Genomic DNA, 18,240 nt, shown 5'->3' on the forward strand with positions numbered 1-18,240 from the left:
TTAGGCCGGCTGCCGTTCGGCCTGCCGTACCGCCACGCGACGCATGGCGATGACCCGGCGGCGGCGGATTTCGGTGCGCATTGCCATCAGATGCAATGCGAAGAACAGCACCGTGAAGCCGATAGCCATGACCAGCAGCGGCCACAGCATCGAGGCGTCGATGGTCGATCCCCCCATGCGGAACACCGAGGCCGGCTGGTGCAGCGTGTTCCACCAGTCGACCGAAAATTTGATGATCGGGATGTTGATGAAGCCGACCAGCGTGATGATGGCGGCGGACCAGGCGGCGCGGCTGGCGTCATCGAGCGCACGGGTCAGCGCGATGATGCCGAGATACATCAGGAACAGCACGAAGACCGAGGTCAGCCGCGCATCCCAGACCCACCAGGTGCCCCACATCGGCTTGCCCCAGATCGAGCCGGTAATCAGCGCCAGTGCGGTGAAGGCGGCACCAATGGGGGCGGCCGATTTCAGCGCGACATCGGCCAGCGGATGGCGCCAGACCAGAGTGCCGAGCGCCGAGAGCGCCATTAGCGTGTAGCACATCATGGCGAGCCAGGCGAAAGGCACATGGATGTACATGATGCGAACGGTGATGCCTTGCTGGAAATCCTCAGGCGCGGTGAAACTCATATAGAGCCCGACGGCGAGGACAAGCGCCGAAATCGTTGCCAGCCACGGCACGACCTTGTCGGCCAGCCCGACGAAGCGCGTCGGGTTGGCAAGATCGGTCCAGCCGGTCAGGCGTGAGGTGATGTCGCTCATGCGGCTTTACATAGACCGCCGGGGCGTCCGGGGCAATCGATCGGCTGTGTCGCAGGCTTGGAAGCATCTTCCTTCTCCCCCTGTGGGAGAAGGTGGATCGGCGCGTCAGCGCCGAGACGGTTGAGGGGTGCGTGACGGAATGAGACGTGTGCTGATGGCAAGGGCATTGCCAAGCTGGAACACCCCTCATCCGACCTCGCTTTGCGAGGCCACCTTCTCCCACAAGGGGAGAAGGAAGAACCGTCACCTGCTCAGGCGGCCTCGCCCTGCACGGACCGGCTGAGGCGGCGGACTTCCTCGTCGTTGAGAAGGCCGCCGGCGCGCAGCAGGCTGGCGAAGCGGCCGTTGCGCAGCGACAATTCGGCGAAGCCACCCATCTCGATCACCTTGCCCTTGTCCATGAACACGACCAGGTCGGCGTCGCGAACGGTGGTCAGGCGGTGGGCGATGATGAAGGTGGTGCGGTCGCGCCGCAACTCGTCGATCGCTTCCTTGACGCGGTCCTCGGTCTCGACGTCGAGCGCGCTGGTCGCCTCGTCGAGCACCAGGATCGGAGCATCCTTCAGCACGGCGCGGGCAATGGCGATGCGCTGGCGCTCGCCACCCGACAGCTGGCCGCCACGCTCGCCGACCACGGTGTCGTAGCCGCCGCTCTTGGCCAGGATGAAGTCCTGCGCGGCAGCCGCGTTGGCGGCGGCATGGATCTCGTCATTGGTCGCATCGGCGCGGCCGACGCGGATGTTATCCTCGATCGAACGATTGAGCAGGCCGGCATCCTGGAACACTGTCGCGATCGAGTGACGCAGCGACTTGCGGGTCACGGTGCGAGTATCGATGCCGTCGATCAGGATACGACCGTGCGACGGCGAGAAGACACGCTGCAGCAGGTTGATGAGCGTCGTCTTGCCGGCACCCGTCGGTCCGACGATGGCGACGGTCTGGCCAGCCTGGACCTCGAAGGAAACATCGCTGACGCCCTGGCCCGAATTGGGGAATTCGAAGCCGACTTCCTCGAAGCGGACGTGGCCGGTGACGTTGGTGAGATCGCGCAAGCCATCCGGTTCGGCGACATCGGCGGCCGAGTCCTCGAGCTTGTAGAAGTCCTCGAGCTTGGCGCGGGCCTCCGAAATCTGGTTGGCGAAAGCCGACATCTGGTCGAGCCGCGAGATCAACAGCGTGGCAAAGCCGGTAAAGGCGATCACATCGCCAACCCGCAACTGGCCGTGGGTGACCAGATAGGCGCCGATCAGAAGCACCACCATCATCGAGATGGTCGACGACAGGCGATTGAGCGCATTGGCGATGGCCCACCAGTCGAGCACCGGATTCTGCGCGTCGAGCAGGTTCTTGACATAGCGGCGCAGGGTCTCGGCCTCATGGCCAAGGCGATTGTAGCTCTGGAGAACAGCGACGTTGCTGACGGAGTCCGTCACATGCGCGAACACCTTGTGATAGTGGCGCTCGACGGCCGCCTGGCCGGCCTTGGTGCGCTTCATCACCAGACGGCCGATGGCGACATAGAGGATGCCGAGGCCAAGCAGCACCATCGACATACGCACATCCATGCTAAGTGCGGTCGGCACCAGCAGGACAAGTGCAACTGCCGTGGACAGATGCTGGCGCATGAATTCGAGCCACAGGCTGAACAGCGTCTCCACCGCGCGCAGCAGCGTGTGCAAGGCGTTTGACGTGCCGCGCTGATGGTGCCACGCAAGCGGCATGGTGATGACGCGCTCGAAGGACTGGCACAGCACTTCGCTGCGCCGGGCATGAGCAAAGCGATCGGCGCCGCGCGCCACGAGAACGAAAGCTAGGACGTTGAAGGCGCCCAAACCGGCCCACACGGCAAGCGTGGAGAATACCGAGCCATGCGCGGAAATCGCATCGATCACCCGGCCAAACATGATTGGCTCCAGGATGGCGATGGCGGCAAGGGCGATGTTGGCGCCGCAAATCAGCGCGACGCGCTTCTTGTCGGCGGCCAAATACCCCAGCGCTCTCCAATAGATCTGCAGAAGTGACACTTCAGCTACTCCGCCAACTCTCTATTGTGCTCAATTCCAGTATTGTGCACTGCACCATTTAATGACACGTAACGGTTGACGCGTCGCAAAACAATGCCCGTCTATCGCTTCCGTTCCCATTTAGCGAACAAAAGATGACGACGATGCGAAATCTGACGTGATCACCTAACAGTTTGAGATAAAAGGTGAAATGTCAGCCTTGCGGCAAAATCATGGCAACGGCAGAGCAGTGCCACATTTTTAATCACAGCAGGCTTGAACGGCCTATTCAGGGGCCACCCGCCGGTTGCCGCCACGGATCTCGCGCAAGTAAACCGGGCGCGGCTTCGCGCGCCCCGCAGGACGCGCGATGGGTCGGATTAACCTTTTGATTTCACCCCGGTATCTTGACCACAACCTCGGTCTGGCTGCCGGCTTTGGGTTCGAAGGACGCGGACTTTGTCTTCGAACCATTGACTTCAAGCGAGATGGTCTTGGTTTTTTTGTCGCGAACGACATGAACCTTGATCTCGGCGCCCAGCATTTTGAGCGAAGCCTGGTAGCCATCCCAGTGGCTGGGCAGTTTCGGCCGTAATGTGATCTGCTTGCCGCGCCGTTCGATGCCGAGAATGCCTTCGACCGCCGCCCGGTAGAGCCAACCGGCCGAGCCGGTGTACCAGGTCCAGCCGCCACGGCCTCCCTTGTCGTCTCCGGCATAGATGTCGGCAGCGACCACATAGGGTTCGACACGGTAATGCTCGGCCGAGGCCTCGTCGAAGGCGTGGTTGACCGGATTCAGCATCGAGAAGCAGCGATAGGCTTCGTCGGTGAGCCCCATCTCGGCCAGCGCAATGACGAACCAGGTGGCGGCGTGGGTGTACTGGCCGCCATTCTCGCGCACGCCCGGCGGATAGCTCTTGATATAGCCGGGGTCCTTCTGCGTCTTCGAGAAGGGCGGCGTGAACAGTTTCACGATCTTGAGCTTGTCGTCGACGAGCAGCTTCGTCGCCTGCTGCATCGCCGTCGTCGACCGCGCCGGGTCGCCCTCGCCCGAAAGCACGCTCCAGGATTGTGCGATGGAGTCGATCTTGCACTCCTGCGACGTGCGGGAGCCCAGAGGCGTGCCGTCGTCGAAGCTGCCGCGCCGGTACCATTCGCCGTCCCACGCCGTGCTTTCAAGCGCCCGCTTCAGCGCCTCGGCATGCTTTGCCCAGGCCTGCGCGCGCTTGGTGTCGCCCTCGGCCTTGGCGACGGGGGCGAAATCGCCCAGCGTCTTCAGCAGGAACCAGCCCAGCCACACGCTCTCGCCCTTGCCGTGCTCGCCGACGCGGTTCATGCCGTCGTTCCAGTCGCCGCCGAGGATCAGCGGCAGGCCGCCAGGACTGCTGCGCTTGATGGCAAGGTCGAGCGCACGCGCGCAATGGTCGTAGAGCGACACGGTCTTCTTCGAGATTTCCGGGGTGAAGAAGGCATCGTGTTCGCCCTCGCCCAGCGCCTGCCCGTCGATGAAGGGCAGTTGCTCCTTCAGGATGCCGGCGTCGCCGGTCACCGTCAGATAGCGCGCCGTGGCATGGGCCAGCCAGACCACGTCGTCGGAGATCATGGTGCGCACGCCGGCTCCGGTGCGCGGCAGCCACCAGTGCTGCACATCACCCTCGGGGAACTGTCGCCGCGCGGCGTTGAGGATCTGGTCGCGCGCCAGCGTCGGATCGTGCGCCAGCAGAGCCAGCGTGTCCTGCAACTGGTCGCGGAAGCCAAACGCGCCGCTCGCCTGGTAGAAGGCCGAGCGGGCGCGGATACGGCAGGCAAGGCTCTGGTAGGGCAGCCAGTGATTGACCATGGCGTCGAGGGCCTTGTCCGGCGTCTCGACCTGGATGGTGTCGAGGAAACCGCGCCACTCGCGCTCGTTGTCGGCCAGGCGCTGGTCGAAATCCTTGCCGCGGTGTCTTTCCACCAGCGCGCTCGCCTGCGCGGAGGACTCGGCGTCGCCAAGCAGCCAGAGCAGCGTGACGTCGCCACCGGCCGGAATCTCGATGTCGCGGGCGATCGCCGCGCAAGGATCGTCTCCGGCCTCGACGCGGCCCGACAAGGCCGCACCGCTCAGCACCGCCTGCGGCAGCTCGCTGGAGCCATGCCGGCCGAGGAATTCGGCGCGGTCCGCCGTCACCGAGTGGACGCCGGCATCGGCGGCGAGGAAAGCCACCCGCTCGCTGAAATCGAGGCCGTATGGGTTTTGCGCCAGCAACGCCCCGGTCGCGCCGTCGCGCGACGGGACGATGGTTGCCGCGGTGCGGGACCGATGCCCGCCAAGCACCCATTCGGCATAGGCATAGACGCGCAGGCGCGACGGCACCGAGCCGGAGTTCTGGATGCGCAGGCGCGTGATCTTCACCGGATCGATGGGATCGACGACATGGGTCAGGTCCATCGACAGAGGCCCGCGCTTCGAGCGGAAAGTCGAGAAGCCCTGGCCATGCCAGGCCTCGTAGGTCATCGAGGGATCGCGTACCATGGCTGCGAGCGGCGAGAATGCCCGGCCGCTGGCCTGGTCGTAGATATAGATGCCCTCGCCCGGCCGGTTCGAGACCGGGTCGTTCGACCACGGCGTCAACTGGTAGTCGCGGCTGTTGCGGCTCCAGGTGAAGGCCGCGCCTTCGGCCGAGGTGTGGAAGCCGAAAGAAGCATTTGAGACGACGTTGATCCATGGCTGCGGCGTGGTGCGCCGGCCGGCAAGGCGCACCACATAGTGCCGCCCGTCGCCGTCGAAGCCACCGAAACCGTTCCACTGGCTGAGGCCGGCGCCATCGGCGCTGACATCGGCCAGGGCCTGCGAGGCGAACGCATGCGTCGTCGGCGCCGTAATTTCGCGCGGAGCCGGCAGCCCGGCCGGCTGAAGGCCGTCGCGCGCCTGCAAGGCAGCCGCATCGGCCCGCTCGATCTGGTCGAAGATGGTGCCGTTGCGCGTATGCAGCACCACCCGGGCGACTGCGAGCAGCGTCCTGTAGGTGGTTTCTTCCATCAGGTCGCGGCGCACCGCGAAGATGTGCTGTCGGGGGCCGAGTTCCTTGCCGCGCAGACGGCTGTTTTCACAAAGCGTCTCGACCGCACGCTGCAGGTCCTGGACATAGGACGAGGCCTGCTCGTTAACGACGACGAAGTCGATCATCATGCCGCGGGTGCGCATGTATTCCTGGAAGCGCAGCGCCTGGGCAACGATCTCCAGATCGGCGACATCGCCGATCCTGACCAGGAAGATCGGGAAATCGCCGGAGATGCTGGTCGGCCACAGGCTGGACTGCTTGCCAAGGCCCGCAGCGATGGAATCGGCCGGCAGGCGGAGGAACGGATCGGGATAGATCAGATAGCGGGCCAGTTTCTGCACATTGGCGGCATCGGCGAGGCTGAGGCCCATATGGCGGGTCTGCACCTGGCTGCGGGTCCACGCAAGCATGGCCTGGCGGGCAAAGCTCTCCTGATGGTCGAGGCGGTTTATGGCCTCCTCCAGCTCGGTGCGGTTGGCCCCGACGACGGTCCAGAAAGTCAGCGATATCTTCTTGTTGGCGGGCACGCGCACCTGGCGGCGCAGAGAGGCGATGGGATCGAGCGTGAAGCCGGAGCGGCCGCCGAGCCTGGCGCCGGGATCGAAGGCGGCGGCATCGACGATGGTGCGGCCACGGCCGATGAAGGCGCGCCTGTCGGTCTCTGCCTCGGCGTCACGCGCCGGCCCGGACGGATCGGTGACGAAATGCACCAGGGTGATGTCGGGCTCGCTGGTTTCGCGCTTGCGGCGCGTGGCGAAGATGGCGCCGTTGTTGGCGGCGATTTCGGTCTCCACGAACATCTTCGAGAAGGCCGGATGCGCGTTGTCGGAAGCCTCCAAACCCAGCACCAGCTCGGCAAAGGACGTCACTTCGATGTGACGGTCGGTCGGCCCTTCGTTGAACAGGGTGACGCGCCGGCCTTCGCCATTGCCTTCGGAGACGACGATGCATTCCACTTCGGAGCGCAGCGTGCCAACCAACTTTACGAAGCTTGCCTTGTCGTCGGAGAACAGGGTCTGCGTCTTTTCCTCGGCCGCGTGCTTGGGCTCCGATGTCGCCGACCACCAGTCGCCCGTGGTGGCGTCGCGCAGGAAAATGTAGGAACCAAGCCGGTCCTCGACCGGGTCGGGCTGCCAGCGCGTGACGGCAAGATCGCCCCAGCGGCTGTAGCCGGAGCCGGTCGCGGTCACCATCACCGAATAGCGGCCGTTCGACATCACGTTGGTCGAACGCAGCGCCCGCATGGGATCAAGCACGATGCGGGTATCGGGGCTCTCGATCTCGGTCTCGTCCTTGGAGCGCTCGTCGGCCTCGGTGCGGACGGTCGCCGTCGGGATGTCGCGCGGCGCCCTCTCCTGCAGCAAGAGTTCGGCCGATTCAATGACCGGATCGCTGTGGAAGCGGTCGCGCAGGCGACCCTCGAAGATCGCGTCGGCCACCGCCGCGATCGACATGCCCGAATGGTGCGCATAGTAATTCAGCACGACCGCATGGTTGGTGCCTTCAGGCACGCGCTGCGGCGTGAAATCGACCGCATCGTAGTAGCCATGGGGACCAAGCGCGCCGATCTCGCGCAGACGCGCAAGATTCTGCACCGCTTCGCGCGGGTTGAACTGCGCCGCCAGTATGGTGGCATAGGGTGCGATCACCGTATTCTGGCCAAGGCCGCGCTTCAGCCCAAGCCCGGGCACGCCGAAATTGGTGTACTGGTAGGTCAGTTCCCGGTCGCGGGCATTGTAGGCCGCTTCCGAAATGCCCCACGGCACGTTCTTCTGGCGGCCGTACTGCATCTGGCGCTTGATGATCAGCTTGCTGGTCTGGTTGAGGATCGAGCCTTGCGGCTCCTTCATCACCAGCGGCGGCATCAGATACTCGAACATCGAGCCCGACCAGGACATCAGCGAGCCCTGGAAGCCGATCTCGACGATCGGGCGGCCGAGCCGGAACCAGTGCTCGGTCGGCAGGTCGCCCTTGGCGATGGCGAACAGGCTGGTCAGCCGCGCCTCGGAGGCGAGAAGGTCGTAGCAGCTTTCGTCGAGCTGATGTTCCTCGACCCGGTAGCCGATCGACAGAAGCTTGCGTTCCGGTCGCATCAGGAAGGCAAATTCCATCTCGAAGGCGAAACGGCGCGTGCGCTCGCGCAAGGTCAGGAGCTTGGCGCGCAGCGCCTCGACGGCGTTTTCGTCGCTGTGAGCATCGTGGACATGCGCCTCGCAAGTCGCTTCCAGCCTGGCCGCCCAGTCGACGATGATGTCGCTCTGGGCCGATGCCGCCTCGGTATGGATGGCGGTCGCCAGCTTGCGGATCTCGCCCGCCAGCACGGCCAGGTTGATGGTGCGGATCGAGGCCATCTCCGGCTGCGCCTTGATAGTATCGACCGCGCGCCGCATGCCGTCGAGGCGGTCGACGAGACGCTGGCGCAAGGGCCGCAACTGGCGGCGGTCGTCAGGCAGCTCATCAAGGCTTTCACTGAGGATGGTGACGGTGTCGAGAATGCCCTCGAAATCGCCCTGGAGGTGAACGGAAGGCGCTTCCGCCCATTCGGCACAGGCAGCCGCCACCGCGACAAGATGGCCAGCGAGGTTGCCGCTGTCGACAGCGGAAATATAGAGCGGATAGAGCGGCTTCAGCGTCGTGGTGTCATACCAGTTGAAGAGGTGGCCGCGCTCGCGCGGCATGCTCTCGATGGTCGCCATGGTGGCGTCGATGCGGGTGATGGCGTCGGACAGGCTGATCCAGCCGAAATCGCGCGCGGAGACGACCGACAAGAGGTAGACACCGACATTGGTCGGCGAGGTGCGCGGCGCCACGACCGGCGCCGGGCTTTCCTGGAAATTGTCGGGCGGCAGATGGTGATGCTCCGCCGTGACGAAGGTTTCGAAATAATGCCAGGTGCGCCGCGCCACGGTGCGCAGCGTATGGATATCGGCCTGCGATATGCGCAAGCGGTCCTCGGTTTCGGCCGAGCGGCTGATCCAGCTGGCGATCGCCGGCGAGCCGATCCAGAACAGGGCGAAGAAGAAGGCGACGAAGGCGCCGGTGGAATCGGCCAGCACTGGAATGGCGAGGCCGACGAAGCCGATGATCACGGCTCCGTACATCATGCCGTAGTACGAGCCGATATCGTTGTCGCCGGCCTTGTGGGCCTGCGAAGCGGTGCGCCATTCCAGAAGGTTCTGGCGGCTGACGAACAACCGGTAGAGCGTGCGCACGATGGCATCGCCCATCATCCAGGCGTTGTGCGCCATCAGCACGATCTTCAGTGCCACCATGGCGGTGCCGAAGGCGACGTCGCGGGCGAGTGCCGAGAAATGGCCGCGCGGCGTCTGGTCGCCACTCTTGGGCAGGATGGCGTTGACGACGTCGAAGGTCGGCGCCATGAACAGGCTGAGGATCAGCAAGGCCTGCCATTGCGCGGCCTGCGTGAAGGGCAGCAAGGTCCAGCCGGCGATCGCCGCCATCACCCAGAAGATGGGCGTCAGCGAACGGCGCAGATTGTCGATCATCTTCCAGCGCGACAAGGCCGGAACGCCGGAGCGCGGATCGAGGATGAAGCCCAGGAGCTGCCAGTCGCCGCGTGCCCAGCGATGGTGGCGCGAGGCATCGACGGAGTAGCGGGTCGGATAGTCCTCGACCAGCTCGACATCGGTGACCAGCGCCGAACGCGCCAGCGCGCCCTCGAGCAGATCGTGGCTGAGGATGGTGTTTTCCTCGATGCGGCCCTTCAGCGCCGCCTCGAAGGCGTCGACATGATAGAGACCCTTGCCGGTGAAGGAACCATCGCCGAAGACATCCTGATAGAGGTCCGAGACAGCGAAGACATAGGGGTCGAGGCCGCGGTTGGCCGAGAACACACGCTGGAAGAATGAGGCCTCGTCGCCGCTGGTGAGCGAAGCGGTGATGCGCGGCTGCAGGATCGTGTAGCCGGCGGTGACGACGCGCCGCGTTGCGTCGAAATGCGGGCGGTTGAGCGGGTGGCAGAGCTTGCCGACCAGGGTCGCCACCGCGTCGCGGGTGGTGCGGGTATCGGCGTCGAGCGTCATCACATGGACGACTTTCTCCGGCAGCGGCACCTCCAGGGGCAGGAAGGTGGTGTCGCTGTCGCCGCGCAGCAAAAGGTCAAGCTCATGCAGCTTGCCGCGCTTGCGTTCCCAGCCCATCCAGGCGCCTTGCGCCGCGTTGAAGAGCCGGCGGCGGTGCAGGAGGTAGAAGCGCGGTGCGCCCTCCGAGGGATAGCGGGCGTTGAGGCGGGCGATCTCGGCGTGGGCGAATTCGAGGATCTCGGTGTCGGCCGCATCGATCTCGATCTTGCTGTCGGGCCAGTCCGACAGCAGCGCGAAATGGATCTCGTCCGCGAGATTGGCGAGGTAGTGCACTTCGATGTTGCGGATGTTTTCCTCGACATCGTCACGCGAGCCGATCAGCGATGGCACCACCACCAGCGTGCGCGCCTCGGGCGGCACGCCATGCCTGTAGTCATAGCCGATAAGGCGTGTCGGCTTGAGGAACAGCGAGACCACGGTGTTGAAGAACGCCAGCGCGCCCTCGCTCGCCGGTACGGCAAACAGAGCCAGCATCAGGACGATCGAGGTCACCGACAGACCAAGGTTGGCCAAGGCGTTTCCGGTGACGACGAGCAGCAGGGCGGTAAGCGCAAACACCGGCAGCACGATGCCCACCCATCCGGTCTTGGCGAAGGTGCGCTTGACCGTCTGGCTGATCGTCTGCCGATAGCCGATCGCCTTCTCCAGCTCCAGCCGGCGCGGGCCGACGAGGAAGAAGCCGACATCGGTGTGCGCGGACGGAGCCGGCACGGAATCAGCAGCATCGCCAGCCGACGCAAGTTCACTGGCGGCATGTTCGCTTGCGGCTTGGCCGGCCAGTTCGATGGCCTTTTCGGCGACGCGGTATTCCGACAGGTTCGAGCGGCGCGCCAATTCCTCGATCGCGGTGCGGTATTGATCGCGCGAGAAGAAGTCGAGAGCGGCGAAGTCGGTGCGCTCGCGCAGCACCGTATCGATACGGCTGACGCCCTCGAACCACACCGTCCAGTCGACGTCGTTGATGAGGCGCAGGCCGCGGATGATGTTGCCGGTCGTCACATTGCCGCTGGAGAGCGTGTGGTGCTCGGAGATGATGATCTCCTCGGCATCGGAGCCGGTCTTCTCGAGCTCGCCTTCAAGCCATTCCAGGGCCTTGCCGGCATTCTGCGACCCATCGCGCAGGCGATAGAGAAGCTGGGTGGCAAAGGTGGTGTCCTGCGCGTGCGCGCTGAAATTGGCCAGGATCGCCTGCCGGTCGGCACTGTCGTCGGTCGCCAGCACCTTGTCGGCCACGTCGTTTGAGATCTGGCGCATCTGGCGGGTGCGATTGACCCTGACCGCCAGCCGGCGGAGATTCTCGATCAGCACGAAGCGCAGGAGGGACGGCAGGGCCCAGAGTTCGCCGATCTTCAGCGGCTCGACCGACTGAAAACCCTGGACGATCGCCTTGAACATGGTTGCCGAGACGGAACTGTCCGAATGCGCAACATAGGTCCAGGCCAGCGCCAGCGCGCGCGGCACGGTGCTGCCATCGGGCAGCTTCAACGTCGGCAACTGGCGATAGAAGCGGCGCGGCAGATCGCGCTTGACCTGGAAAATGGTCTCCTCGACTAGGTAGTTGTTGTCGAGCAGCCATTGCGCGGCCGGGGTGATCGTCTCTCCCTTGCCCTGTGCGGCATTGGTCGACCGGTAGACTTCCAGTATCTTCTTGGCGCTGTCACGGATACGGGCCTGGAAGTCGAATGGCGTCAGACCGAACAGGTCGGTGAGATCGCCTTTTGCCAGGCTTTCGCCGAGCAGCCGGAGGCGTTCCTCCGGCAAGAAGGTCGATCTTATCGGCTCTTCCGTGATGGCCGGAAAGCTCGCGCTCGTCTTCTCGATGTGTGCTGGATTCGTCTGAATATTCATTGAAAATTCCGTAAGCGGCCACTCAGCGGCGTCACCGCCACGGCAATGGCCCTAAAACCGATTCAAATGCAATTGGTTGCATGATCCCACTTGCCGAAAGTTTGTTTCCGCACCGCGACAGGGCGTCATCTCTCGACAACATTCAAAGACGAGCGCCCCTCTCCTCGTCGGGGTCGATCGACGGGGAGGATTCAGGCTTTTTCGTGATGCCGGCAAGAGCTTACGCTATATTTCGCCGGCATCGCGATCATGTTTGGAAACAAGCGTTAATCGTTGCCGCGGATGCCGCCGATGCGGATCACGAACAGCGTCGTGTCATGGGTAGGCTGGGCAAGCAAGCTGGGCTGGATAGGCAGGGTGACGGCGGCGCGCTCGACCAGCAGCGTGTCGAACGGACCAAGGCGAGCCGGTTCGGCGGCGGCGATGACCACCTCCCCGTCCAGGCACAGGACGAGGGTCGTGCCGGGCTCCGTCCGGATTTCCACTGGGGCAGAAACGACCAGGCGTTCGACCGAGTGCGTCGTCCTGCCGCGGCGGGTCATGACGTTGAGGTCGGTTATCGGACCGCCAACCAGCGTGGCCGACGTCGGCACATCGGCCGGAAAGGAAAACAGGTCGGTTGTCCTGTTGACCGATGTCAGCGGGCGGCCGGCAATATCGAGCACGATGCCCTCGCCTTCAAGTATGGCCAGCGTGCGATCGATCCCGGCAAACTTCGAGAATGGGCCGCTGCCTTCGACACGCGCCATCGAGACGCGCCAGTCGAAATCGTCGAGCCCGGCACCGTCGGGCGAAACGGCGATTTCGGTCGTCGTGCCGCCGCCGTTCTTCCACGGCATGACGCGGTAATCGGCGGCGCGAAGGATGCGCATGAGTTCAGCCTGTCAGCCGAGAATGCCGGGCAGGTTGAGCTGGTGCTCCCTGGCGCAATCGAGGGCGATGTCGTAGCCGGCGTCGGCGTGGCGCATGACGCCGGTCGCCGGATCGTTCCACAGCACCCGCTCCAGCCGCCTTGCGGCGTCCGGCGTGCCGTCGGCGACGATGACCATGCCGGCATGCTGGGAAAAACCCATGCCGACGCCGCCGCCATGATGCAGCGATACCCAGGTGGCGCCCGACGCGGTGTTGAGCAGCGCATTGAGCAGTGGCCAGTCGGAGACGGCGTCCGACCCGTCCTTCATGGCTTCGGTTTCGCGGTTGGGCGAAGCGACCGAACCCGAATCGAGGTGATCGCGGCCGATGACGACCGGCGCCTTGAGCTCGCCCTTGGCCACCATCTCGTTGAAGGCGAGGCCGAGCCTGTGGCGGTCGCCGAGGCCAACCCAGCAGATACGCGCCGGCAGCCCTTGAAAGGAAATGCGCTGGCGCGCCATGTCCAGCCAGTTGTGCAGATGGGTGTTGCCCGGCGTCAGTTCGCGCACCTTGGCGTCGGTCTTGTAGATATCCTCGGGATCGCCCGAAAGTGCGGCCCAGCGGAACGGACCGATGCCACGGCAGAACAGCGGCCGGATATAGGCCGGCACGAAGCCGGGGAAGGCAAAGGCGTTCTCAAAGCCTTCGTCCTTGGCCACCTGGCGGATGTTGTTGCCGTAGTCGAGCGTCGGCACGCCAGCGTTCCAGAACGCCACCATCGCCTCGACATGTTCGCGCATCGAGGCACGGGCAGCCTTCTCGACCGTCTTCGGGTCGCTGACGCGCTTCTCGCGCCACTCGGCCATGGTCCATCCCTTCGGCAGATAGCCGTTGATCGGGTCATGGGCCGAGGTCTGGTCGGTGACCATGTCGGGGCGGATGCCGCGCCTGAACATTTCGGGCACGATCTCGGCCGCATTGCCGAGCAGGCCGACCGACTTCGCCTCGCCGGCCTTGGTCCAGCGCTCGATCATCGCCATCGCCTCGTCGAGCGTCTCGGCCTTCTCGTCGACATAACGGGTGCGCAAGCGGAAATCGATCGAATCAGGATTGCATTCGATCGCCAGGCAGCAGGCGCCGGCCATGACGGCGGCCAGCGGCTGGGCGCCACCCATGCCGCCGAGGCCGCCGGTCAGAATCCACTTGCCCTTGAGATTGCCGCCATAGTGCTGGCGGCCGGCCTCGACGAAGGTCTCGTAGGTGCCCTGCACGATGCCTTGCGTACCGATGTAAATCCACGAGCCGGCCGTCATCTGGCCGTACATCATCAGGCCCTTCTTATCGAGCTCGTTGAATTTATCCCAATTCGCCCAGTGCGGCACCAGGTTGGAGTTGGCGATCAGGACGCGGGGCGCATCCGCGTGCGTGCGGAACACACCGACCGGCTTGCCGGACTGCACCAAGAGCGTCTCGTCCTCGCCAAGCGTCTTCAGCGAGGCAACGATGCTGTCAAAATCGTTCCAGGTGCGCGCCGCCCGGCCGATACCGCCATAGACGACCAGTTCGTTGGGGTTCTCGGCGACGTCGGGATCGAGATTGTTCATCAGCATGCGCAGCGGCGCCTCGGTCGTCCAATACCGGGCATTGAGCTTGTCGCCGCGGGGGCTGCGCACTTCGCGGATGTTGTGGCGAGGATTGGTCATCATTATCCCTTTCAAGCAAGACGGCGGCGCGTCAGCGCGCTGCCCAGTCGATCGCGGTTTCGAGGATCGTCTTCAGCGTGGCGCGGATCGGCGCCGCATAGGTGGCATCGTAAGGGACCGGCCAGTTCTCCGGCGAGCCCTTCTCGTCGGGCTCGCGCATGTAGCCCCGGTTGGAGAGTTCCATCTGCAGCGCATGGACACTGTTCTGCGGCTGGCCGAAGCTGCGAGTGATCCAGCCACCCTTGAAGCGACCGTTGATCACCCAGCTTTCGCCGGTGCCGGCCAAGATTGCAGCCACCTTCTCCTGCAGCGCCGGGTCGGCGCTCTTGCCATCATTGGTGCCGAGATTGAAAACCGGCAGCGTGCCTTCGAACAGGCGCGGCACTATCGAGCGGATCGAGTGGCAGTCGTAGAGGACGATCTTGTCGTGCATGCCGCGCAGCCGGTCGATCTCGGCCTGCAGGGCGGCATGGTAGGGCTCGAAATAGGTTTCGCGGCGCCGGTCGATTTCCGCCGGTGTCGGCTCATCACCCATGCGGTAAAGCGGGTCGCCATCGAAGGTCTCGGTCGGACAGAGTCCGGTCGTCGTCTGGCCGGGATAGAGCGAAACACCCGAAGGGTCTCGATTGACGTCGATCACCGTGCGCGAAATGGCGGTGTGGACGATCGTCGCGCCGAGGTCAGTGGCAAAATCATAGAGATTGTCGATCCACCAGTCGCAGTCGCGGCGTCCGAGCCAGGGCGACACCAGCCGGTTTTCGAGGCCGGCGAGGTCGATGCCGGTGTGCGGGATCGACACCAGCAGCGGCGCGGTGCCTTGTTTTACTGTCAGCCAAGGAGGTGTCATGCGAAACCTCCGCAGGTTGGAGCTCTACGGCGCCCCCCTCTGTCCTGCCGGACATCTCCCCCTCTTGGGGGGAGATTGGCCGTAGCGACGGCTTTCGCCAATCGCCAGCGTTGAAGGAAGAGCGGCGCCAAGGAAACTGCTGATCTCCCCACTTGTGGGGGAGATGTCCGGCAGGACAGAGGGGGGCGCGACAGAACGCGGCCTACGGCTGTATTCACGATGCAATTCCCGGCAGCGCCACCGCGCCGGCCGCCCTCACGGTCGCGCCACTGCGCACCATGGCGATTGCCTTCTCCATGTCGGGATGAAAATGCCGGTCGTTGTCGAGATGCGGCACCTCGTCCCGGACGAGCTTGCGCACGGCTTCCAGCGCATCGCTCGAAGCCAGCGGGGCATGGAAATCGCAGCCCTGCGCGGCGGCCAGCAACTCGATGCCGATCACCGCGGTGGCATTCTCGACCATGCCTATCAGGCGGCGGGCGCCATGCGCGGCCATCGAGACGTGGTCTTCCTGGTTGGCCGAGGTCGGAATGGAATCGACGCTCGCCGGATAGGCCTTCTGCTTGTTTTCCGAAACGAGCGCGGCCGCCGTCACCTGCGGGATCATGAAGCCGGAGTTCAGGCCGGGCTTCGGCGTCAGGAAGGCCGGCATGCCGGACAGCGCGGGGTCGACCAGCATGGCGATGCGGCGTTCCGACAGCGAGCCGATCTCGCAGACCGCAAGCGCGATCATGTCGGCGGCGAAGGCCACCGGCTCGGCGTGGAAATTGCCGCCGGAAAGCGCGGTGTCGTCCTCGGCGAAGATCAGCGGATTGTCGGTGACGCCATTGGCCTCGGTGCCGAGCGTGTCGGCGGCCTGACGCAGCACGGTGAGTGCGGCGCCCATGACCTGCGGCTGGCAGCGCAGGCAATAGGGATCCTGCACCCGCTCGTCGCCGACACGGTGCGATTCCCTGATGGCGCTGCCGGCCATCAAATTGCGCAGCGCGTCCGCCGTCTCGATCTGGCCGGGATGCTTTCGCAGCACATGGATGCGCGGATCGAAGGGCGCGTCGGAGCCCCTGGCCGCGTCGGTCGAGAGCGCGCCGGCAACCAGCGCCGACTGGTAGAGCACTTCGGCCTCGAACAGGGCGGCGAGCGCGTAGGCGGTCGAGAACTGCGTGCCGTTGAGCAGTGCCAAGCCTTCCTTGGCGCCCAATGTCACCGGCTCCAGTCCGTGCGAGACGAAGGCGACCTTGGCCGGAAAGCGGCCATGCGGGGTGAAGCATTCGCCGACGCCGATCATCACCGCCGTCATGTGCGACAGCGGCGCGAGATCGCCGGAGGCGCCGACCGAGCCTTGCGCCGGCACCACCGGGATGACGTCGTTGGCGAGCATTGCCTCAAGCAACTCGATGGTCTCGGAGCGGACGCCGGAGGCGCCCTGCGCGAGGCTCGCAAGTTTCAGCGCCATCATCAGCCGGGCCACGGCAACCGGCATCGGTTCACCGACGCCGGCGGCGTGCGACAGCACGATGTTGCGCTGCAAGGTCTCGAGATCACTGGCCGGGATGCGGACGCTGGCCAGTTTGCCGAATCCGGTGTTGATGCCATAGACGGGCTCACCCTTGGCAACGATCCTGGCGACGGCCTCGGCGCTCGCCTTGATCTTTGGACGGCAGGCACCGTCGAGTTTTGGCACGGCGCCACGATAGATGGCGCGCCAGTCGGCCAGCGTCGCATTGCCGGGCTTCAGGGTCAGTTCGGTCATTGTCCTCTCCAGATGCGGGCATGGAGCGGGTTGAAGCCCATGCGGTAGACGAGTTCGGCGGGGCGCTCGATGTCCCAGATCGCCAGGTCGGCGGATTTTCCGGCTTCCAGCGTGCCGGCCTTGTCGAGAAGGCCAAGGGCTCGCGCGGCCTCGCGGGTGACGCCGGCAAGGCACTCGTCGACGGTCAAGCCAAAGAGCGTCGCCGCCATATTCATCGTGAGCAACAGCGAGGTGAGCGGCGACGTGCCGGGATTGCTGTCCGTCGCCACCGCCATCTTCACACCATGGCGGCGGAACAAGTCGACAGGCGGCTTCTTCGTTTCGCGGATGAAATAGTAAGCGCCGGGCAGGATGGTCGCCACCGTGCCGGCCTTCGCCATCGCGGCAGCGCCCGCCTCATCCGTGTATTCGAGATGATCCGCCGACAACGCGCCATAGCGCGCGGCAAGTTCGGCGCCATGCAGGTTGGACAGTTGGTCGGCGTGAAGCTTGACCGGCAGGCCCAAGGCCTTGGCGGCATCGAAAACGCGCGCCATCTGCTCCGGCGAGAACGCTATGCCTTCGCAAAAACCGTCGACCGCATCCGCCAGTCCTTCGGCGGCAACCGCCGGAACAATCTGCCTAGCGACCAGATCGATAAAAGCGTCCTTGTCCCCCTTTGCTTCGGGCGGCAGGGCATGCGCAGCCAGACAGGTCGCGCGGATCGTCACCGCCCGTTCTCCGCCCAGCCGGCGGGCGGCGCGCAGCGACTTCTTTTCATTGTCGAGATCGAGGCCATAGCCCGATTTGACTTCGACCGACGTGACACCCTCGGCCATCAGCGCATCGAGGCGCGGCAGCGTCTGGGCAACGAGCTCATCCTCGCTGGCGGCGCGCAGCGACTTGACCGAGGACACAATACCGCCACCGGCCCGGGCGACTTCCTCATAGGTCGCGCCGGCCAGCCGCATCTCGAATTCGTTGGCGCGGTTGCCGGCATAGACAAGATGCGTGTGGCAGTCGATCAGGCCCGGCGTGATCCAACGGCCATCGCAATCGACGGTCTCGGCCCCTTGCAAAAATACCGCCGGCATCTCCGATTCCGGGCCGGCATAGACAATGCGGCCATCGCGTGCGGCTACCGCGCCATGTTCGACGACACCAAGTCCGGCGGAACTTTCGGCCATGGTCGCCAGGCGCGCATTGCGCCACAGACGAAGATCCCCTGCCCGGCTTTTGCTCTCTGCGGCCATCATCTTTTCCGTTTCAATCGGCGGCGATTATGTATATACATATTGAAACACACTGCAAGTGCTATCATCGCATGCAAGACAGGGAAGCGGAGAGAA

The 18,240-nt window shown here is 64.7% G+C and carries 8 protein-coding genes; all 8 read right to left on the bottom strand.

Features of this window, described 5'->3' with window-relative positions; genetic code table 11:
* Positions 1–765 (bottom strand): heme ABC transporter permease, encoded by a 765-nt coding sequence (locus AC0NIH_RS24530; RefSeq protein WP_352713918.1) that lies wholly within the window; start codon positions 763–765, stop codon positions 1–3.
* Positions 766–1,016: 251 nt separating this feature from the next.
* The gene (locus AC0NIH_RS24535; RefSeq protein ID WP_352713917.1) at positions 1,017–2,789 is read right to left on the bottom strand and encodes a glucan ABC transporter ATP-binding protein/ permease; all 1,773 of its coding nucleotides are present in this window, start codon (positions 2,787–2,789) and stop codon (positions 1,017–1,019) included.
* A gap of 373 nt (positions 2,790–3,162) precedes the next feature.
* On the bottom strand, positions 3,163–11,760 hold the full coding sequence (locus AC0NIH_RS24540) for a glycoside hydrolase family 94 protein (protein WP_473466635.1): 8,598 nt from the start codon (positions 11,758–11,760) through the stop codon (positions 3,163–3,165).
* Positions 11,761–12,026: 266 nt separating this feature from the next.
* Entirely contained in the window at positions 12,027–12,632 is a 606-nt protein-coding gene (locus AC0NIH_RS24545) for a HutD/Ves family protein (RefSeq protein WP_473466633.1), read from the bottom strand.
* 12 nt (positions 12,633–12,644) lie between these two features.
* Positions 12,645–14,315: a urocanate hydratase gene (gene hutU, locus AC0NIH_RS24550; RefSeq protein WP_473466791.1), complete on the bottom strand. Its 1,671-nt coding sequence runs from the start codon at positions 14,313–14,315 to the stop codon at positions 12,645–12,647.
* A 31-nt stretch (positions 14,316–14,346) separates the two neighbouring features.
* Positions 14,347–15,162, bottom strand: a complete 816-nt coding sequence (gene hutG, locus AC0NIH_RS24555) for an N-formylglutamate deformylase (protein WP_473466631.1) — start codon at positions 15,160–15,162, stop codon at positions 14,347–14,349.
* 214 nt (positions 15,163–15,376) lie between these two features.
* Positions 15,377–16,912 carry a histidine ammonia-lyase gene (gene hutH / locus AC0NIH_RS24560; RefSeq protein ID WP_473466629.1) on the bottom strand — a complete coding sequence of 512 codons (1,536 nt, stop codon included), beginning with the start codon at positions 16,910–16,912 and terminating at the stop codon, positions 15,377–15,379.
* Positions 16,909–18,144, bottom strand: a complete 1,236-nt coding sequence (gene hutI, locus AC0NIH_RS24565; protein WP_473466628.1) for an imidazolonepropionase — start codon at positions 18,142–18,144, stop codon at positions 16,909–16,911. The genes hutH and hutI overlap by 4 nt, the downstream gene beginning before the upstream one ends.
* Positions 18,145–18,240 lie beyond the last annotated feature (96 nt).

It is taken from the genome of Mesorhizobium sp. WSM1386, assembly GCF_055901595.1.